Origin of the sequence: Shewanella livingstonensis (assembly GCF_003855395.1) — a bacterium.
Classification (GTDB): Bacteria; Pseudomonadota; Gammaproteobacteria; order Enterobacterales; family Shewanellaceae; genus Shewanella; species Shewanella livingstonensis.
In genome coordinates this window covers 3,426,345-3,447,253 of record NZ_CP034015.1, presented here as the reverse complement: position 1 = coordinate 3,447,253, position 20,909 = coordinate 3,426,345, and the positions used below count along the sequence as shown (strand labels likewise).

Annotated in this window: 16 protein-coding genes; 11 read left to right on the top strand and 5 right to left on the bottom strand. The window is 42.6% G+C overall.

Annotation, left to right across the window (positions count from 1 at the left end; all coding sequences use genetic code 11):
• Window positions 1-150: 150 nt before the first annotated feature.
• The 8 genes from EGC82_RS14855 (at window position 151) to EGC82_RS14820 (ending at window position 10,620) form a co-directional block, all read left to right on the top strand.
• Entirely contained in the window at window positions 151-687 is a 537-nt protein-coding gene (locus EGC82_RS14855; RefSeq protein WP_124731455.1) for a sigma-70 family RNA polymerase sigma factor, read from the top strand.
• The gene (locus EGC82_RS14850) at window positions 684-1,391 is read left to right on the top strand and encodes an anti-sigma factor (RefSeq protein ID WP_124731454.1); all 708 of its coding nucleotides are present in this window, start codon (window positions 684-686) and stop codon (window positions 1,389-1,391) included. The genes EGC82_RS14855 and EGC82_RS14850 overlap by 4 nt, the downstream gene beginning before the upstream one ends.
• Window positions 1,392-1,857: 466 nt before the next feature.
• The gene (locus EGC82_RS14845; RefSeq protein WP_124731453.1) at window positions 1,858-3,444 is read left to right on the top strand and encodes a DUF4331 domain-containing protein; all 1,587 of its coding nucleotides are present in this window, start codon (window positions 1,858-1,860) and stop codon (window positions 3,442-3,444) included.
• Window positions 3,445-3,454: 10 nt separating this feature from the next.
• On the top strand, window positions 3,455-3,997 hold the full coding sequence (locus EGC82_RS14840) for an Ig-like domain-containing protein (protein ID WP_124731452.1): 543 nt from the start codon (window positions 3,455-3,457) through the stop codon (window positions 3,995-3,997).
• Between the two features lie 144 nt (window positions 3,998-4,141).
• Window positions 4,142-5,290, top strand: coding sequence for a tetratricopeptide repeat protein (locus tag EGC82_RS14835; protein WP_124731451.1), 1,149 nt, complete (start codon window positions 4,142-4,144; stop codon window positions 5,288-5,290).
• Window positions 5,291-5,300: 10 nt separating this feature from the next.
• Entirely contained in the window at window positions 5,301-6,425 is a 1,125-nt protein-coding gene (locus tag EGC82_RS14830; protein ID WP_124731450.1) for a HupE/UreJ family protein, read from the top strand.
• Between the two features lie 628 nt (window positions 6,426-7,053).
• Window positions 7,054-10,266 (top strand): DEAD/DEAH box helicase, encoded by a 3,213-nt coding sequence (locus tag EGC82_RS14825; RefSeq protein WP_124731449.1) that lies wholly within the window; start codon window positions 7,054-7,056, stop codon window positions 10,264-10,266.
• Window positions 10,267-10,284: 18 nt separating this feature from the next.
• Entirely contained in the window at window positions 10,285-10,620 is a 336-nt protein-coding gene (locus EGC82_RS14820; protein ID WP_124731448.1) for a hypothetical protein, read from the top strand.
• A 71-nt stretch (window positions 10,621-10,691) separates the two neighbouring features.
• Here EGC82_RS14820 and EGC82_RS21765 read toward each other — a convergent pair whose 3' ends face one another.
• Window positions 10,692-10,814 (bottom strand): hypothetical protein, encoded by a 123-nt coding sequence (locus tag EGC82_RS21765; RefSeq protein WP_279630006.1) that lies wholly within the window; start codon window positions 10,812-10,814, stop codon window positions 10,692-10,694.
• A 426-nt stretch (window positions 10,815-11,240) separates the two neighbouring features.
• Here EGC82_RS21765 and EGC82_RS14815 point away from each other — a divergent pair, with 426 nt between their 5' ends.
• Window positions 11,241-12,833: a glucan biosynthesis protein G gene (locus EGC82_RS14815; RefSeq protein WP_124731447.1), complete on the top strand. Its 1,593-nt coding sequence runs from the start codon at window positions 11,241-11,243 to the stop codon at window positions 12,831-12,833.
• A complete protein-coding gene (gene mdoH, locus EGC82_RS14810) occupies window positions 12,830-14,953 on the top strand; it encodes a glucans biosynthesis glucosyltransferase MdoH (RefSeq protein WP_124731446.1) in 2,124 nt (707 codons plus the stop codon). Before EGC82_RS14815 ends, mdoH begins: the two co-directional genes overlap by 4 nt.
• A 160-nt stretch (window positions 14,954-15,113) precedes the next feature.
• Here mdoH and EGC82_RS14805 read toward each other — a convergent pair whose 3' ends face one another.
• Complete coding sequence (locus EGC82_RS14805) at window positions 15,114-16,118, bottom strand: NADH:flavin oxidoreductase (protein ID WP_124731445.1); 1,005 nt, start codon at window positions 16,116-16,118, stop codon at window positions 15,114-15,116.
• A gap of 9 nt (window positions 16,119-16,127) precedes the next feature.
• A complete protein-coding gene (locus EGC82_RS14800) occupies window positions 16,128-16,742 on the bottom strand; it encodes a LysE family translocator (RefSeq protein WP_124731444.1) in 615 nt (204 codons plus the stop codon).
• Between the two features lie 241 nt (window positions 16,743-16,983).
• On the opposite strand from EGC82_RS14800, the gene EGC82_RS14795 reads away from it, so the two are divergent.
• The gene (locus EGC82_RS14795) at window positions 16,984-17,454 is read left to right on the top strand and encodes a DTW domain-containing protein (protein ID WP_124731443.1); all 471 of its coding nucleotides are present in this window, start codon (window positions 16,984-16,986) and stop codon (window positions 17,452-17,454) included.
• A 72-nt stretch (window positions 17,455-17,526) separates the two neighbouring features.
• Here the strand turns inward: EGC82_RS14795 and EGC82_RS14790 are convergent, their stop codons facing one another.
• Complete coding sequence (locus EGC82_RS14790) at window positions 17,527-20,166, bottom strand: glycoside hydrolase family 3 C-terminal domain-containing protein (RefSeq protein WP_244212473.1); 2,640 nt, start codon at window positions 20,164-20,166, stop codon at window positions 17,527-17,529.
• Between the two features lie 13 nt (window positions 20,167-20,179).
• Entirely contained in the window at window positions 20,180-20,905 is a 726-nt protein-coding gene (locus EGC82_RS14785; protein ID WP_124731442.1) for a DUF6445 family protein, read from the bottom strand.
• Window positions 20,906-20,909: the final 4 nt, after the last annotated feature.

Below are 20,909 nucleotides of genomic sequence, written 5' to 3'. Positions count from 1 at the left end.
TAAAGTACGCTGATTTTTCTTTTTATCTACCTTGTTGCATCCAATGTCTTGGGTGTAACGTATAAACTCTGAAAGGCTTTTTTTATTTATATATGCGGTAATAAGCCCGTATCAGTAATCTCGAACCATCATGAGGAAGCGTGACATATTATGGATCAAGACACATTACTAAACTTACTGAGTGCCAGTGCCGACGGAGATAAACAAGCATTTGCTGATTTGTATCAGTCGACTAGCAGCCAATTATTTGCGGTTAGTTTGAAAATGCTCGGTCGCCGTGAGCTGGCTGAAGAGGTGCTACAAGAAGCCTACGTAAAAATTTGGCATAACGCGACTGAGTATCAACACGGTAAGGGTTCTGTACTTACCTGGATGATCAGCATTGTGCGTTATCGAGCATTAGACATGTTGCGTTATCAAAAAGTTAGAAAAGAGGATCCGCTTGAAGAGGGTCAAGAAGCTATTTTTGAAGAGCCCAACAATGATGACGGCCCTCAAGTGCATAAAAATAAACTCGATCAATGCATGGGCGAACTCGAGCCGCAACAAAAACAAGCGATTCATTTAGCCTATTATAATGGTTTATCGCATCATGAAGTTGTTGGGCATTTAGATTTACCCTTAGGCACAATTAAGAGCTGGATCCGCCGTGGTTTGCAGCAATTACAGAGGTGTTTATCGTTATGAATTATCATGATCCTCAATTAAAAGACGCATTGGCAGCAGAATATGTACTGGGTACATTACGTGGCCAAGCCAGACGCCGCTTTCAAAAATTAATGATGCAAATTCCTAGCCTCCGTGAAAGCACCTGGTTATGGGAGCAACATTTACATGGCATGAACCAGCTGTTAACACCAATAAAGCCAGACGATCGTGTGTGGAAAAATATTAGTCTGACGCTAGGTTTTGTTGACAATATAACCCAAACTCCAGAGACATCTAATGTGGTGCCAATGGCAACACGTAATCGTGCATGGAAAGGTTTGGCTTCAATGGCTACCGCTGCGGCCATTGTCATGGCGGTAATGGTGGTGAGTAATCAGCCAGTACCAGTGGCGGCGCCACAACAAGTCGCGGTAGTGCAAAGTGCCCAAGCTAAAGCATTATGGTTGATTGAAGTGACTGCCAATACGATTGAAGTGCGCTCTACCAGTAACCTAAAGCCACTTGAGAATAAAGATTATGAGTTATGGATGGTAGCCAAAGGTGTCGAGAATCCAATCTCATTAGGCTTATTACCTAAATCGGGTAAGCTCAGTTTGGTGAAGAACAGTCAGTTTGATGATGTCGATATTATCGCCTTAGCCGTTAGTTTAGAGCCTTTAAACGGTTCACCTAATGGCATACCGACTGAGGTGTTATATACCGCAGAGCTGGCCATTTTATAATGGATTTATAAGGTTGAGAACACGTCATTGCATTGACGTGTTCATGCCTTATCCTGTAACTGCAGCTCAAACTGAGTTAGTTCAAAAGTAAAAGTAAAAGCGGCCAATGGAAAGTTCCTTGGCCGCTTTTTTATGGGGATAATCATTTATTATCCCCATATTATCGCTCTAGCAAGCGTTGATTATGGCGAGTAGTGTTCGGCTGTTAATGGTCTAATTATCTAGTCTTGAATCAGTAACAAGGTGCAATGTTGAGACTGAATAGATAAAAATAGCAGATTATTATCGATACAGGTTAAAAATAATTAAAATAAAATAGTGTTTATATTCAGTGTTTATATTCAGTGTTTTAATTTATTTTTTTGTTTTTTTAAAATTAAATTAATAATAATAGTTAAATCTTGCATCCAAAATGGAACCTGAGCCGTTTACTTACATGACTCTACTACACAATAAGGAAATGGTCATGAAAGTACTAAAAATATCCCTAATCGCCAGTATCGTATGCAGCACTTTGTTAGGCGCTAATGCCTTTGCGTCAAGTCACCGAGAAGCTCCAAATATTACCCGCTTTCCGACATTAGACTCTACCGACTTCTATGCCTTTAACAGTTATGAAGCAGGGCGTGAAGATTACGTCACCCTTATCGCGAACTATATCCCACTGCAAGATGCCTACGGCGGACCTAACTATTACGCGATGGATCCTGCTGCGGTATACAGCATTCATATCGATAATGACGGTGATGCAGTAGAAGATTTAACCTTCCAATTTAACTTTACCAATGAGCTTGCCAATAATAATCAAGGTATTGCGTTGACCGTTGGCCCTGCTGATAATCAACGCAGTGTGTCAGTACCGCTTAAAAATATAGGTGGCATTACTGCTGCGGATCAAAGTGCGGCAAACTTTAGCGAGTCGTATGAGTTAACACTTGTTAAAGGACCACAAAATAGTGGTAGTGCAACTGCGTTAACCAATACTTCAGGGGCGATGTTCTATAAGCCACTGGATTACATTGGTAATAAGAGTTTCGGTGATAGCAGCGCGTATGCAAGCTATGCTGGTCAATTTATCTACGAATTCAACCTCGATGGTTGTGCAAGTCCTGGTAAAGTGTTTGTTGGCCAACGTAAAGACCCTTTCGTGGTTAACTTAGGCAAAACGTTTGATTTGGTTAACTATGTACCAGTAGAAGGTGATAGCGCTCCTGGCGCTGGCGATCAAGGTGGTTTCCCTGGTGGTATCACTCAGTCGGCTGACAATGATGACTTGATGGATAAAAATGTCACTGCCATTTCAATTGAAATACCAAAGTCTTGCTTAACCACTCAAGGCAACGGCACCATTGGTGCATGGACTACAGCGAGTTTACCGCAAGCGCGTATTTTAAATCCCAATGCTAAAGTAGGTAAAACAGAAGTCAACGGCGGCGCATTAACTCAGGTTTCTCGTCTGGGTAACCCGCTAGTGAATGAGTTAGTGATTGGCTTAAAAGATAAAGATACTTTTTCGACTTCACATCCTAAAGATGACACTCAGTTTGCTGACTATGTGACGCACCCGAGCTTACCAGAGTTGCTGAACATTCTGTTTAAAGACGCGGTTAACCAAACGCTAGGAACAAACATTGAAACGTTAGCGCCAACTAACTTCCCTCGTACCGATCTTGTTACGGCATTTCTAACGGGTTTTGCCGGTGTTAACCAACTTGAAACGGTGACGCCTTCAGAAATGTTACGTCTTAATACCGGTATTCCTGCAAAATCTCGTGATATGCAGTCAGCTTTTGGTGTTGCAGGCGATGATTTAGCCGGTTTCCCAAATGGTCGTCGCCCTGGTGATGATGTAGTTGATATTGCACTGCGCGTGGTAATGGGACGTTTATGTTACCCAATTCCTGTTAACGGTACTGATACTGATTTAGGTTTGTGTACAAGTGATGATGCCAGCGTTGGTAACGTGCCATTTACAGATGGTGCACCGGTTGATGCGACCATGATGATGGATCACTTCCCTTACTTAGCGACGCCACTTTCTGGCTCAAAATAAGGAACTTAAGATGAATACTTCTATACGATATACGACGCGCCAGCTTGTTCATAATGTGACTAAGCCAGTGGTATTAATCAGTTTGATCAGTGCAGGCTTATTAGCGGGTTGTAATTCAGATAATGACACTATGACCATGGTTAAAAACAGTGCGCCAATGGTGAGTGGTGTGATGCTCGACACGGTGACCGAAACACCAGTAAGCGATAGAGTGACAGCCACTGATAAAGATGGCGATACACTGACATTTACAGTGATGAGCGAACCTACGCTGGGTATGGTGAGCTTAATGCCAAATGGTGAGTTTACGTATACTCCAGCTAATGAAGTTACTGGTACGGACAGTTTTACCGTAGCAGTGACCGATGGTGTGAACGATCCTGTTACTGCGATGGTGAACATTACCATTGATGCTGAGCAAGTGATGTTTTCAAGTTTAAGTCGTCAGGCATTTTCACAACCAAGCCAAGCAGCACCGTTACGTGTTAATGGCCGTGTGGTTGAGAACGATGTATCAACGGCTGATTTTTACGATGACTTATTACTCGACTAATAGTGCGTGTTCTATTCGTTCAGTTAAGTTTATAAAACAGGACAATATAGCTATCTTATTCACCCGCTTAACCACTATTTCAACCGAGCGCTAGTGGTTAATTAGACAGCAATAAATGGCCAGGGATGGCATTATGGAGGCGTTATGCAAGTGACCACAGGGCGGTTAATGCAAATGATAAAGTACCCGCGATTTTGCTTCAATATGGGAATGGTTGTCAGTGCATGCTTATGGTTTATGGGTAATAGCGTTGCGGCGCCCTATACACCTAAAGAGACCAGTGAAGTTGTTGCAACCTGGAAGGTCTTTAATGCTACTGACCAGCAAATGAGTTTAGACGACATCAGTGATTTTATTGAACAAGGTCAATATCCTGGCGAAGCTGATTACCGTTACGGCCGTGCAAAAGCTTGGTTACAAGCCAAAATGGCCAATACTAGCCCTAATGCGCAGACCTATTATTTATATGCTCGAGTATTACAACATCAACATCAATTTGATCGGGCAATAAAAGCGTTAGAGCGCTCAATTGAATTAAAGCCAACAGCAATTAACAGTTGGTTATTAAAAGCCAATATTCATCTAGTGCAGGGTGATATTGTTGGCGCAAGGCAAGCGTGTTTAACCTTAATGGGTAAAGCCGATATTTTATTGATTTCTACCTGTGCTTTGGAAGTGACCAGTCAAAATGGCAAGCTAGTTGAAAGCTATAAAGAGCTAGCTCGATTGTATGAATTGTACCAACCCAGTGACGAACCAGAAAAAAGTTGGATAGTGCAAATTCTTGCTGATATGGCATTAAAGCAAGGGTTAGCTGAACAAGCATTGGACTATTTAAATCAGGCCGGCATGGGTAATGCGCCAGTCAGTTTATTAGCTTTATGGTCTGATGTTCAATTGTCATTAAATCAGCACCAACAGGTGTACGATAAACTGTCTAAAGTGGTGAGCCAAAACGCAATTCAGGACGACGCGTTGTTATTGCGCCTAGCGATAGCAGAAAAACAGCTTGGTAATACCGTAAAATGGCAATGGGCGTTTGCCCAACGAGTGAAACTACGTGAACAAAGACAAGACAGTTTGCATGCATCAGATCTCGCCAATTATTATTTAAAAGTTGATATACAGCCGAAAAAAGCACTTTACTGGGCCAAAATAAACTGGCAGGTAGCGCGTCAAGCCAACGACAGAATATTGTTAGAGCAGGCTAAAGAATTGTTTAAAAAAACTGAAAATGATAAAAAATCAGTACAGGTTAGCCGTAATCTCTCTTTGGACAATGTAGCAAGTTAAGGATAAAGCAGTGAAGGCATTTACAAGATTTTTTTCGGTGATTAAAAGCGGTGTATTGCTGCTCGCATTACTATTTAGTCATGTCAGTTTCGCTCATCAAATGAGCACCGGTTATTTGTCTATCGACTTGGATAAGCAAGGGCAAATTGAGGGCGCTTGGCAAGTACGTTTTTTTGATATTAACCAAGTTGTTGCTATTGATGACAATCAAGATGGCCAGCTTACCTGGGGGGAGTTACAAGCTCATCAGGTGGCAATAATTGATTACTTACGATCGTCTTTACTGCTCAGTAGACAACAAGATTGTCCACTGAGCTTTAATCCCACTCAGCAAGTTGATCAACATTTTAGCGAAGGTTATCTGGTCACTTCATTTCAAGCAGAGTGCGATAGTCAGGGGGTGTTAAATATTAATTATAAAGCCTTTTTTGATATTGATACCGACCATAAAGTGATTACCACCATTAGCTCGCCCGATCATCAATACGCTCGAGTGATCAGTAACGATAATCCGATAATATTGATTAACTTAGCAGAAAGTCAGATTAGCGATACATTTACTGAATATGTCTATCAAGGGATTATTCATATTTGGAAGGGTACAGATCATATCTTATTCTTACTCGCGCTATTGTTAACCTGTGTATTGGTTCGTGAAAAACATCAGTGGCAGGCGATAGATAAGCCAAAGCAAATATTGAAAGATACAGCGTGGATTATTACCGCCTTTACCTTAGCGCATTCAGTGACATTAACCGCTACGGCATTAGGGTGGCTTAATTTTAGTAGCCATTGGGTTGAGCTGGGTATCGCATTATCAGTATTGTTTGCCGCGTTAAACAATGTTTGGCCGATTGTATTGCGTTTGGGGTGGATTACCTTCGCGTTTGGTTTACTGCACGGCATGGGATTTGCTGGTGTATTAGGCGAGCTTGGACTGCCGGAGAATCAAAAACTATTAGCTATTTTAGCGTTCAATGTTGGCGTTGAAATTGGCCAGCTGGCGATTTTAGCCGTGGTACTGCCATTGTTGATCTTTTTACGTCACACAAACTGGTATCGAAACTGGGGTATGCAGCTTGGATCGATTGCTATTGGCTTAATGGCGATTCAGTGGTCGGTAGAGCGCTTCTAATATTGGCTCCAATAAATTAGTCGTCACCATATGCTGGTGGCGACTGGGTATTAAAATGCTGCCATCTCGAATTGGCTTATTGTGTAAATTTAAGTATCAACCATATTAGCCGAGATGAAATACTTTCAATTGAGCGTCCATTGAGTCACATTACTCTCGTAATAAAACACTCTCGTAATAAAACACTCTCGCAATAAAACACTTCCGCAATAAAGTCCTTATCATTTAGTTTTGAACATCATGCCCTAAAAGCCAAGTTTTCATCGCCAACGACTTTTCTTAGTTAACATTTTAGGTGTTATTTTATCGATTTATTGTCACCTTTACTCATCCACTTCATCACTGCGTGTTGATCCAATTTGTTCATGGCTGGTTTAGGTGAATTTGTCTTAAATGTAAATAAAACTTTTTTTCAGGTTAATTCGTATGATGGTACGATTTGCTGCTGGATCGTGTTTTAGTGACAACGCTGAGTGCGTAATCGCAACCATATAGCGTGTTTGAACGAGTTTTTTGTTCGAAAGATCAGCAAACCCTAGATATTGCCCGCTTTCTTCCATAGAATGGCAAGTTAACTTTTTTATCAGCAGCCATTGTTTATTTTGCTGCGGTTTTATTAGGTATATTGATGTCGGCGAAACTGTTTAATCTCCCCATTAAGCTTTCATTAGAGATGATCGCGAAACTGTTTTCGGCCACGCAAATTCAAAAAGCGCAAAACTATTTGATCCAAGGCCGGGTACTCGAAGTTACTGCTAGTAGTAACAATCATGATATTGAAGCCTATGTTGAAGGATCCGCTGCTGAGCCCTATCGTCAAGAAATCACTCTGGTTAACGTTAATCACAAAATTGTGATGCGTTCACATTGTACTTGCCCGGTCAGAACCAATTGTAAGCACGTTGCAGCAGCTATGCTGGCACTGATTGATAAAAAGCCCGTTGAAGAACAGCGTATTCACCAATGGTTACGCCAGCTTGACGAGCAAAAAACCGTTGCAGAATTTGAAGATGATGAGGAAGAGAAAGACCGGATTATTTATGTATTATCCAATGACCCTCACGGTATTTTTGTCGAATTCAAGCGCAGTAAATTAAATAAAAAAGCCCAATACAATAAAGGCAGCAAACTAGCATTAGCCGACATTCGTTATAGCATGCCGTGGTGGATAGATCCTGAAGACAAACAAATTATTAGCTTGTTATTATCGTCTAATAACCAAGGTTCTAAAATTTATATTGACGGTGAAATTTCATTTTTAGCCATCACCAAAATGTTAGCTGCCGAAGTGTGTTTTTGGGAAGAAAATCGCACCCCACTGACATGGGCTAAAGCCATTACTCCCGAATTTATTTGGTGTGAGATTGATAAAAAACACACCCAAATGCAAATGCGCATGCCTGGGCTAGAAAATTGGGAGTTTATTGCTACCGAGCCGCCTTTGTATGTGGAATTAGACTATTTACATTTAGGCAGAATCGACACCGATTTACCGGTTAAAAAGTTAAGTTTATTGCAGCATATGCCGCCGGTTCCTCTGGCTCAAGTGGATGTTATTAGCCATAAAATGTTGCAACACTTCTCGCCTAAAACCGTTCCCGTTCCGAGCGAAATTGATTTTTGTGAGATAACCGATCAACTCATTACGCGGTTAACCTTCACCCGCGAGTTTTTTAGCAGTAGCCAAATTATGCAACCGGTTATTCGGGTCGATCATCAATACGGTGAAATTACCTTTAATGCCTCAACTAAGCCTGAACGTATTAGTTTAGTTAAAAAGAATCAGGTGCAATATCAAGTTCATCGCCAAGTAGAGCAAGAATTAGCCGCGTTACAATCATTAACCGATATAGGCTTGATTACCCTTGAGCCCGATGCCGTATTGGCCAGTTCACAAAAACCGTATTATGTCAGTGTCGGTTTATTACCTGAGTCTATTTTTGAATGGTCTGAATTGACCTGTGATGGCCTTGATGCATTAAATACACTGGGTATGGAGGTTCATTTTGATGATGACTTCGACTTACAAATTACCGATGCACAGTTAGATGTCGATTTAGTAGACGATGATGAGTCAGGGTGGTTTTCATTATCGCTCAGTGCCGACATCGATGGCCAAAGTGTACCGTTATTAGCCTTAGTTGCCCGTTGGTTGCAGCAAAATGGTGAACCAGCAGATGATGATGAACTGCTATTACCTGGCCCTAATGGTGGCTTTATTAAAATCAAAGCCAAAACCATTAAGCCGCTGATCAGTATTATCCAAGAATTATTTAATCGTCATTCTGGCGATGTTATTTCAATACCTCGCAACCGTGCGCATATTTTAAATGATTTATCTGCCAGTGATGTGCGTTTACTTAATGGTGAGCGAGTGCGCAATTTAGCCACTAAATTGGCCGAGTTTAAAGGGGTTGTTCCAGTTGATTTGCCCAATGGCTTAAATGCAACCTTACGAGATTATCAAAAGCAGGGTTTTGACTGGTTGTGTTTTCTGAAAGAATATCAGCTAGGGGGTATTTTAGCTGACGATATGGGCCTGGGTAAAACGGTTCAGGCGTTGGCATTTTTACTCAAAGCCAAGCAAGACGCTACCGAGCGTCGCACCAGTTTAATTGTTTGTCCTACTAGTTTGGTCGGCAATTGGTTAAAAGAAGCCAATAAGTTTGCTCCATCACTGAATGTAGTGGTGATACACGGTAACAAACGCCAGCCATTATTAGAGCAAATTAACGATTTTGATGTGGTGGTGACCACTTATCCATTAATGTTGCGCGATGAAGCCATTTATTGTGAATATGTGTTTGAACATATTATTTTGGATGAAGCACAACAAATTAAAAATGCTCAAGCAAAAGTAACCCAAGTGATTAAAACCCTTAAAGGTCGATTCCGTTTATGTTTATCAGGTACGCCGCTTGAAAATCATTTAGGCGAATTAAAATCATTGATGGATTTTTGCCTACCTGGTTTATTAGGTCAGCATACCTACTTTAATAAACAGTTCCGTGGTCCGATTGAAAAGCAGGCCGACGTAGAAAAATCGCAGTTATTAAGCCAACGTATTGCGCCCTTTATGTTGCGCCGCACTAAAAAAGAAGTGGTGTCAGAATTACCAGAAAAAACGGTCATTATTCAAACCTTAGAACTTGAAAAAGATCAGCGTAATTTGTATGAATCGATTCGCTTAGTGATGGAGAAAAAACTGCGTGAGTTGTTTGCCAAAAAAGGGGTGTCGAGCAGTCATATAGAGTTTTTAGATGCATTGTTAAAGTTACGCCAGGCTTGTTGCGACCCTCGTTTAGTGAAGCTTGAGCAAGCCCAGCAAGTCAAAGACAACGCTAAGATGACCTGGTTAATCCAAAATTTGCCTGACATGATTGAAGATGGGCGTAAAATTCTTATCTTCAGCCAATTTACCGGCATGTTAGCGTTGATTGAAGATGAACTAAAGCGCTTGGCGATAAGTTACAGTAAGTTGACTGGCCAAACACGTGACCGCCAAACCCAGATAGATGCGTTTCAAGAGGGCGGCAATTCGGTATTTTTGATCAGTCTAAAAGCCGGTGGTACTGGGCTTAATTTAACTACCGCAGATACTGTTATTCACTTTGATCCTTGGTGGAACCCAGCCGCAGAAAGGCAAGCAACCGATCGTGCCCATCGTATTGGTCAGTTAAATCCGGTGTTTGTTTATAAATTAATTGCCCAAGGTACTGTTGAAGAGAAGATTCAAGAAATGCAGCAGCATAAACAAGGTTTGGCTGACAGTATTTTATCCGATGGTACTCAAGGGCCATGGCAGGGCAGTGCTAACGATTTATTGGCTTTGCTCAGCTAGTTTTTGGAGATGTGATTATTGCCGCCGGTATATTTTAAACGAGGTTCGTCGCTGCTAAGACAGCGACGTTCAAATCGTGCTACACCTGCTCAGCACATGGTGTATTTTGAGCAAGTGTTTGCCGAGCTGCGCTTACACCCTGAAAAAATAGCTATTGTGAGACGCAATATTGCTGAATTTCAATCGCAGCCATATTTGAAGCAGGGTCTGCATACGGCAATCGACAGATTATTATTGGTGTTTGAAGATGACGATGACATCGAACTGTTATATCGCCAAGTCATGAGTGATGATATTGGTCAGCGGGTAAGACGTTATCCGCTTATTTCTAAAGGTATTATCTCAAATCTTTAAAAATAAGCTATTTTGCTGGTGCCGTTATCAACGGTAAGTCTAGTTGAAACAAATATGGCGTTAACTAAGATTCAAAACTCGCTATACAAATAGCTAAATAACCCAGCTTCACTTAATGATGACTTATTTTGCCATTCACCTTGCCAATGATTTAGCCATCGGCGAGTCAAGCTACTCACTGCCAATGTTGCCATTTAAAATCTTTTACTCTTAGCCTACCAATATTGTTACTTCAGCTCACTTACCTAGGACACATTAATCATCGTTGAGTTTATGTGCCGAGCAACAAGCTTAAAATAATAGCCATAATAGGCTGATATATTGGCGGCGTTTTTCAACCCAATGCCGGTTGAGTATTAAAGATGATTCATGTTTTAGGCAAATTACTCACAACGGTTATGTTTTTCTGGTAAAACTAAGTAAACCCGTTGTATTCAAGCTACTTGTAATTTATTTCTAAAAAAACAGACGTTAGGATTATAGTAATAAGTACTGTGTAAACTAAGTCTATTTTGATGATATTAGATTAACATTATCTTTGATTAACCTCAGTCATTCAGAACCGTTATTGATACGATGTTGTGGAGCTATTTTGCGAATTTTTAATAAGGAGTTTTAATATGCTAAGGACTTTTACTATGCTGTGCTATTCCCCCGTTAAACAAAAGCTTGATGCTCGACTCTCCGTCAAAGGTTTGCTCAACCTTATGGTCTCGTTGCTATTAGTCTCATGGACCAATGTTCTTTATGCGCAAACAACCGCACCCCATACTGATGTTAAGGCGTTCTCCAACGACACAGTAGTAGAGGTTGCTCGAAAACTGTCCCTTAAGCCTTTTGTTGAACCCAAACAAGCGCCCGAAGCACTGACTAAAATAGACTATTCAACCTATCGCCAAATTAATTTCCAACAAGATGCCGCTATTTGGGGTAATGCACCTACGCCCTTTTCTATACAACTATTTGCACCTGGGTATATCTACAAACAGTTAGTTGATATTGATGTGGTCGAGAATGGTAAATCATTTCCGGTTAACGTCTCTGAATCATCATTTAAAGTGCCAAATGAATCCATTGGCAAAATATTAGAACAAGTCGGTAAATATGCTGGCTTTCGTCTGCATTATCCAATTAATCGCGATGACTATAAAGATGAGTTCCTCGTGTTTCAGGGAGCCAGTTATTTTCGCGGGGTATCTAAAGGGCAAGCGTATGGTTTATCTACTCGTGGACTTGCCATCAATGTTGCCGATCCTAAAGGCGAAGAATATCCGCTGTTTAAAAAGTTTTGGATTGAACGTCCATCCAGCCATCAAAAGGCGATTGTGGTTCATGCGCTGCTTGACAGTGTGAGTGTAACGGGAGCCTATCGTTTTGCTATTTATCCTGGCGATCCGACCCGAATGGGCGTCGATGTTAAGCTTTTTCCAAGGCAGGATGTTAAGAATGTGGGTCTTGCACCGTTAACATCAATGTTTATGCATGGTGGCATAGATCGCGCTGATACTGCCGATTACCGTCCTGCGGTGCATGACTCTGAAGGCCTGCTAATGGAAAAAGGCAATGGTGAAAAAATTTGGCGGCCACTGAATAATCCTCGTGGATTACAGGTGAGTTCTTTTATGGATGAGAATCCTAAAGGGTTTGGTTTGATGCAACCTCATCGGAAATTAGATTACTATCAAGATCTTGAAGCCAATTATCATCTTCGTCCATCGGCTTGGGTTGAACCAACAGGTGATTGGGGTAAAGGTAGAGTCGAGCTGGTTGAGATCCCATCAGATTCTGAAGCCAATGACAATATTGTTGCCTATTGGAAGCCTGACCAAGGCTTGAAAAAAGGTCAGCTATTCACTTACTCATACCAATTGACCTGGGTGGACCAGATCCCTAAAACCGAAGGCAAAGTAAAAGTGGTTCGAACTGCTGGTGGTCGTAAATTATCGACAGATAAAAATGAGATCGTTATCGATTACAGTCACATTAATGCCCACGATGTCAGTCATATTCGTGTCGATGCCAGTATCAGCAGTGGCGCTATTTTAGAATCACGTATTGAGTCTAATCCCAGTGTTGATGGTGCCAGAGTTTTTATCACGTTTGATCCGCAAGATGCAGAGGTTGCTGAATTACGTGTACAGCTAAGTAACAAAGATAAACCGCTTGGTATGACATGGCTGTATCGCTTTACTGCAGAGGACTGGCCTTTATGATAGCAAATGATAATCCTCCCGATACTGACTATGGTGAACGTGCATTGCCTGACGAATCGCCACTGTTAATGCATCGCCATGAGGTTTCTGAACCGGGTCATAGATTAACTCCGAATCAACAAACTGTGTGGTTTACGCTGCGCACATTTGTTGCACAGTTATTTGTATTTATGGTTACAGCAGGCTTATCAACTTATGGCATAAGAGAAATGTATTTGGTGCTTAACACCAATGCTATTACCAGTTTGCAAATGGTTTTTTTGGTGTTGTTTAGCGTTAACTTTCTGTGGGTTACTTTTGCTTTTTCACAGGCACTATTGGGTTTTCTGTTGCATCTAAAGCCGCGTTTAATTAAAGAGAATGAGACAGAACCCGATTTCAAAACGGCGGTATTGCTACCGATTTACAATGAAGATCCACTGCGAATTCGGGCCACAATAGAGGCGATGAGTGCAGATTTAATCGCTACCGCAGCGGGTAAATATGCTTTCTTTATTCTCAGTGACACTAATCGAGCTGATGCATGGATTGCTGAGGAACAGACTTTTGTGGATCTTATCAACAACAGCCAACCACAGTGTCCGGTTTATTACCGTCGTCGTCATCAAAATAGTGAACGAAAAGCCGGTAATATCGGCGACTGGGTTCAGCGTTGGGGCGGTGATTATGAGGCAATGATAGTACTTGATGCGGACAGCATCATGAGTGCAAAGTCGATGGTGACATTATCACGTCGTTTAGCTGGCGCACCTGGCGTCGGTCTTATTCAAACCTTACCGACATTGGTGTTTGCCAATACGCTTTACAGCCGTTTGCAACAGTTTGCCAATCAATGCTTTGGTCCTATTTATGCGGAGGGTTTGTCGGCTTGGCATGGTTTGTCATCAAACTTTTGGGGCCACAATGCCATTATTCGAACCAGAGCATTTGCTGAGTCATGTCATCTGCCTATTCTGTCCGGTAAAGCCCCTTTTGGCGGCCATGTATTAAGTCATGACTTTATTGAAGCTGCGTTACTGCGTCGTGCAGGTTGGGGAGTGCGTTTTGATACCGATATTGAGGCTTCATTTGAAGAAGCTCCACCATCGTTAATTGATGTGATGATCCGTGACCGACGCTGGTGTCAGGGTAATTTACAGCATTCAGCATTTATGTTTGCTCGCGGTTTTTCATTGCCGACGCGGTTGCATCTTTTGTCTGGGGTAATGTCTTACCTGAGCGCCATTTTTTGGTTAGCCCTGATTATGGTCGGGCTTGCTATTGCGGTTCAAGCTGCATTTATACGTCCGGAGTATTTTGCTAATCCATCGCTGTTTCCAACCTGGCCAGTGTTTGATTCTGAACGCGCGTTAAGTCTGTTTGTGGTGTCAATGGCCATTGTGCTGGCACCGAAAGCATTTGGCTGGTTTGCTGCCTTGATTAATATTCCGCGGTGTTTACGATTTGGCGGGCCAATACTGTTAACTCTGAGTACCTTGTTGGAAATGATCATGTCTGCTCTGTATGCACCCATTCTGATGGTGTCGCAGTTTGGCGTGGTGTTGTCTATATTTCGAGGCAAAGACAGTGGCTGGATGCCGCAATCTCGAGACGATGGTGCATTAAGCTGGATGTCAGTGATGCGTGCTCACCTTGGTCATACCGTATTTGGGGTTGCGCTTGCATTGATCGCACTGCTGCTGAGTAAAGAGCTGTTTTACTGGTTATTACCGATTACGATAGGGTTGATGCTATCGATCCCTTTGTCGTGGTTAAGCGGCGGCGCACGGCGAACTAAATGGATTAAAACAGTCGGATTACTGCGAGCGCCTGAAGAAAAAAAACCAGTTAACATTTTGGTAGAATTAAAAACAAAGCTAGCTAATTTGCCCCATCTACAACACTTGCATCCGTTCAGTCGGCTGGTTAATAATCCTTTATTACTTAAATGGCACCTTGCTCAGTTACCAGACTTAGGTGAGCAAAAACCGACGTTTTATGCCCCGAGAATTATTGCTGAATGGAAATTAAACCATGCTGAAAGCTTACCGCAATTAGAATCATGGTTAGAACCCGCAGAGGTAATAGCATTATTAAGCAATGCAGATTATCTACAGAAATTGAAAACAATCGGTCATTAATTTCTATCACTCGTCTTTGCAACCAGTACAAAAAAAGCCCCCCTCAACAACGCGTTATTGAGGGGCTTTTTTAGTACTTAACACTTTACTCTTAAGATTCAACACTTAAGATCAGGCTCTAGAGCATCTTCTAGCGTGAGCTATTGCTGACGTTATAGCATTATTTAGGTTGAGCCATCACTCTGGTTGCAAAATCACTTGGTCCGGCCAAAATGGCTCGGCCAACTGCCACTAAATCGACTTGCTTAGTGGCTAAAATGGTTTCAATGTAATCAATAGTTTCAATGCCGCCAACACCAATCACTGCAGCCGCAGTTTTACCGGTTAACGGCGCGGCATCTTCCACTAAAAAGCCTTCGCCGCGTTTATCTTTAGGGCGATTCCAGCCGCCAATACCTGAAGACACATTGAGTATTTCAACGCCAGCATCCACTAGCCATTGGCTCATTTGCGCCATATCTGCATGAGATAAACCGCCAGGGTAACCATCTTGACCGGGAATGCGGGTCATGACCGTTAATCTTGGCGCGGCTTGCTTTATTTTACTTATAATCTCCAGCAGTATTCTGGCGCGATTTTCAACACTGCCGCCGTATTGGTCTTGGCGTTGATTGGTCAGCGGCGATAACCACTGATTAATGCCGTAACCATGGGCACAGTGAATTTCCACTAAATCAAATCCGGCTTTATCGGCACGAATGGCCGCACTCACAAAATCTTGCTGCCATTGGTTTATATCATTTACCGTCATGGTTCTTGGTGTCGGTAATACGCGATCGTATGCCGGTACCGTAATACCAGAAGGCCCCATGATATCGCTGCTAATACCGGCACTGTCTTTACCGCCACAATGGGTGATCTGTAAGCCCGTTTTAACATCCATTTGATGCAACAGCTTGGCAATGTGAGTTAAGCCTGGCAAGCAAGCATCATCATGTGCACCAAGTTGATTGGTTTCGCTGCGACCCGCAAGATTGATATGGCTGTACTCTACCATCACCAGGCCAGCACCAGATTGGGCTAGGTTTTGATAATGGCTAAAGGTTTTTTCAGTTGCTAATCCATCACTATCTGCGGTTTGCGATGCCATTGGTGGCACTACAAGACGGTTTTTTAAGGTGAGGCCACTTGTTAAGGTTAACGGAGTAAAACGTAACGCGGTCATTGCAACATCCTATATATTTATGGCAATCAGTATGCCTGCTATGAGCATAATACTGCCTGCAGTTCGATTCATTATCGTTGCCGCTTTAGGGGAGGTAAATACCTGTTTTGCACTGGATGCCAAATAAGCATAAGTGAGATTAACGGAACCAAAAGCTAAGGTTGCAGTGGCGAGTATGATCACCACATCGGTAAGGTCTACATGGGCCATTGGCACAAATGCAGGAAAAAAACTGACGTAAAATATCAAGGCTTTTGGGTTGCCAAGGGCAATAAGCAGCCCCGTGATTAAATTTTTAAACTGGCTCGCTTTTGGTATGGTTGCTAATTGAACGCCTTTGGCGGTTACCCGCAACATACTGACGCCAAGCCAGCATAAATACAGTGCACTGGCGTATTTTATTAACTCGAACGCTGGCCCCATTGCGTTAGCAATGGCGGCTAAACCGAACAAGGCTAGCAGGATATAAATAAAGTCACCCATTAGCACACCAAGGGTAATTAAAGCACCATCTTTAAATCCATTTGAAAACGACCTCGATACTACGGCAAACACCGCTGGACCAGGCAGGATCGCCAGAATTAACATAGTGAAAAATAATGCAATAACTTGTTGTAGTATCATTGACTCAGTTCAACTCGGGTTTATGGCAGAATAGGGTAGTAATAATCGATTAGGTAGCAACGCTAACTTGATTTTTCGAGAGTATATCGTATTTTCATATTGTTAATGTATCGGTCTATCGTAAGCAGTCGTTTCAGTAGGTTTAATAGCGTTTATAGGCGTTATGATTTTTTATTACTCTGATATTTCGATATGTCATAACGGCGTTAAGCGGTTTATTTTATAGGTGTTATTGTTAAATATGTTGAAAATTATTTTGTTAACGCATTCACGAGAAATGGATCGTGCTAATAATACTGGCCAATTAGTTAAACACGTTTTAGGTGATAGCGCGCGGGTGGTTGAGTGGCACCGCAAACAACCAGATGCTGAATTATTGACTGCGATTGAAGCGGGTAAAGTAGGCTTAGTGTTTCCAGGTGATGAAACCACGCAAGAGACTGGCTTGTTATTAGCGCCGCATGAATATTTAGTGATTATCGATGCCACTTGGCAAGAAGCACGCAAAATGTTTAATCAGAGCCCTTATCTAACGGGATTACCTAAAGTGTCTTTGATGAATCCACCTAAGTCGATATACCCACTTAGGCGTAATCAAATTGAAGGCGGTTTATGCACGGCAGAATGTGTGGCATTACTGCTTAATAATGCCGGTGAAGGCGCATTATCGACAAGGTTAACCGAGCAGCTGATGACATTTATTGAACGTTAATGTTTTAGTGCTGCCTGCGCCAACATGATGTGGCGCAGGCATTTTTTGGTTTTAAGAGATTAAAATGAACCGCTACAGTTTGGCTTTATGTTGGTAGTCAAAGGTTTTACGTAAACGAATATCGGCAACCGATGAGCCTATAAACACTTCAAATTCGCCTGACTCAGCGAGCCAATCATTGGTATTAACATCCCAAAATGATAAATCACGTTGAGTGAGGGTAAAGCTAGCCGTTTGGGTTTCGCCGGCTTTTAACCACAGTTTATCAAAACCTTTTAGCTCTTTAGCAGGGCGCGGTACGCTGGCTTTAGCGTCGTGTAAATACAACTGGGCGACTTCAGCACCGTCCACTTTACTGGTGTTGGTAATATCAACCTTGACTGTAATGGTGTCATCGCCTGCAATACTCGCACTTGAAAGTTTAATGTTATGGTAGCTAAATTTGCTGTATGACAAGCCATGGCCAAAGGCAAACAAAGGCTTAATTTTTTGTTGCTCAAACCAGCGGTAACCAATAAATACCCCTTCAGAATACAACGACTCGGTTTCGTTATAGTCATTTAAGGCGATTGGCGCAGTGTCGGTGAGTTTTTTCGGTAAGGTTATGGGCATTTTACCGCTTGGATTGGTATCGCCAAATAACATGTCGGCATAAGCATTACCGGCTTCCATACCGCCATACCAACCCCAAGCTATGGTGTTGGCATTATCAGCCCACGGCATTTCAACCGCTGAGCCACCAAGCATAAACACGACTGTGTTTGGGTTGGTGTTAAGCAGTTTAGCGATGACTTCATCTTGCTGGCCGGGTAACACCATGTCGGGACGGTCAATCGATTCACGATCGTCAGCATGGCTTAAACCGCCAAAGTAAATGACTGCATCAGCTTTTTTGGCCGCGGCTAAATATTCTTGTTCGCTATTGTGTAAACTGTTGGGTGTTTCCCAGCCCAATGTGGCTTGTTTGTCGCCTTGATAACGCAGGCTAATGGCATAGGTTTCGCCCGCAGTTAACTTAACGGCCTGGGTAATGACCTTATCTGAGTTTGCTGCAGTCGTGTTTAGCAGTGGTCGGTCATTGATGTATAACGCCACTTTACCATCGGCTTTAATGTTAAAGCTGTGGCTGCCAGTTTCGATAGGCTTAAGGTTGGCTTTAATTTCAACAAATTGGTTTTGGCCTTTAGCATCAAATTGCGGATCGGCAATCCATGATTCGCTGGCAAGTTGTTGCATGTCATTATCACGATAGTAGTTAATTTGCCACGACGGGGTGCCGGTCCAATGACGTGTGGTGAGATAGTCATTAGGAATAGGCATAAACTCGCTGCTGGCTGGGCGCATAAAGGTAATGTCGACCTTGTCACCGAGTTTGGCTTTTAAGCCATCAAGCGGGCTAATTTCATATAAAGCTTTAACTTCTGATGAGCCGCCGCCAAAACCATGACGCTTATCGGCATTAGGGCCTAATACCAGTAAGTTTTTGAGCTTATTAGAATTAAGCGGCAGCGTTTTAGTGTCATTCTTTAATAGCACGATACCGTTAGCGGCAATGGTTTTGGCATCATCACGATGTGCTTGAGTATTACGCTGACCCGATAAACGCTGTTTATCCATCATGCCGATACTGAGTTGTACCCGTAAAATACGGCGGACTTTGTCATCTAAAACCGCGACTGGTACTTTGCCTGCGTTAATCATGTCCAATAATGGTTTAGCTAAAAAGTAATCGTCAAACTCAGCGACATCAGTACCCATTTCAATATCAAGGCCATTCATTGCCGCGTCATAGGTGTTGATGTCAACATTCCAGTCGGTTAATAACACGCCTTGATAACCCCATTCACCTTTTAAAATTGTATTAATGAGATGAGCACTTTGGTTGGCGTTGGTGCCGCGAAACTCGTTATATGCGCCCATAATGGCATGTACATTGGCTTGTTTTACCGCAGCCTCAAAGGCAGGTAAATACACTTCTCGCAAGGTGCGTTCATCTGGTTTGGCGTTTACCCCAGTACGATTTAGTTCCTGAGTGTTTAAGGCGTAATGTTTTACCGTTGCGCCAACATCATTAGCTTGAATCGCTATTACTTCTGGCACCACTAAACGGGCGGCTAAAAATGGATCTTCACCCATGTATTCAAAGTTGCGCCCATATAAAGGCAACCTTGCGAGGTTAACCCCAGGGCCAAGAATAAGGTCTTTATTACGATGGCGTGCTTCTGCGCCTAATACATTGCCGTGTAGGCGCGCCATATTAGGGTCCCAACTTGCCGCAACAGCCGTGAGTGGTGGTAGGTAGGTAGAATAGTCGTTAGTCCAGCCCGCAGGTGCCCAAGAGTCACGCTCTATTTCATAACGAACCCCGTGTGGACCGTCAGACATCCACATTTCATGTATGCCTAAGCGCTCAATCGCTGGGATATGAAACTTACCCGCAGCGTGCACCAAGGACACTTTTTCAGCCAGTGTGAGCTGTGGTAATAAACGGTTTATTTCATCGTCAACGTTACTGATCCTATCGCCAATACGCAGCTTTTCACTGTCTGGCAAAGTGCGTAATGCATGTAACATTTGTGGGGTAATGTCTGGATGCGCCGCAAATGCGCTCGGAGTGACGCTCAATAAACCAATCGCAAGCAATGCAGCATGGGTTTTATTCAGTTTATGTTGATAACGAGTAGGCATAAATGCCCAAAGAGGGTGAGTCATAACGTGATCCCTGTTATTGAAAATGGATAAAGATATTGGCGGTGAGGCGGCCAGAAGTCGGGTTGGCATCTATGTCGGTTTGTGGGTTTACCAAGGTTGAATGAAGTAAGTTTCCAGGGTAAATCACTAACCGATTAGGGCGATATTCTATTTGATGATACAAGCTGTAATGCTCATCGCTGGCAACAAAGTAACTGGCTGATGTTTGTTTTTTAGCATCGAGAAAAGGCTGTGCTTTAGTAAAATAAGCGTCGATGTTTTCTGCCGTTATCCGCTCATAATCGGTTGGATTATGCCTAAAAAAGCCGGTATCGCCATGTGGACCATCATTAAGATAATGCAAAATGGCAAAGTAATTCGGGCTTGGGGTGTCAAAATGTGGCAAGCATTGCAGCGGCGATAACGTCTGTGGCTGTTTGTCGATTAACGAATAAACACACTGTTGCGGCTTTAAACGTAACTGAGTTGGAATGCGATAAACATCATAAATCAGCTGAAACACCGCATTAATAACCTCGATAATATATTGCCTTGGTAACGCAGTACGTTGCCCCGGGTAATATGAACCGGGGTCTTGGCTGAATTGACTGCCGTTGACGGCGATATCAATTAGCTCGCTGATATCACCAGCAAAGTTATCAATAATGATAATCGGGGTGTGTTGTTGGCCAATATACTGCACTTGCGGAGCAATGTTATTGACCTCAATAATAGGCTTTGCGGTTTCTGGCACTGACATCCGC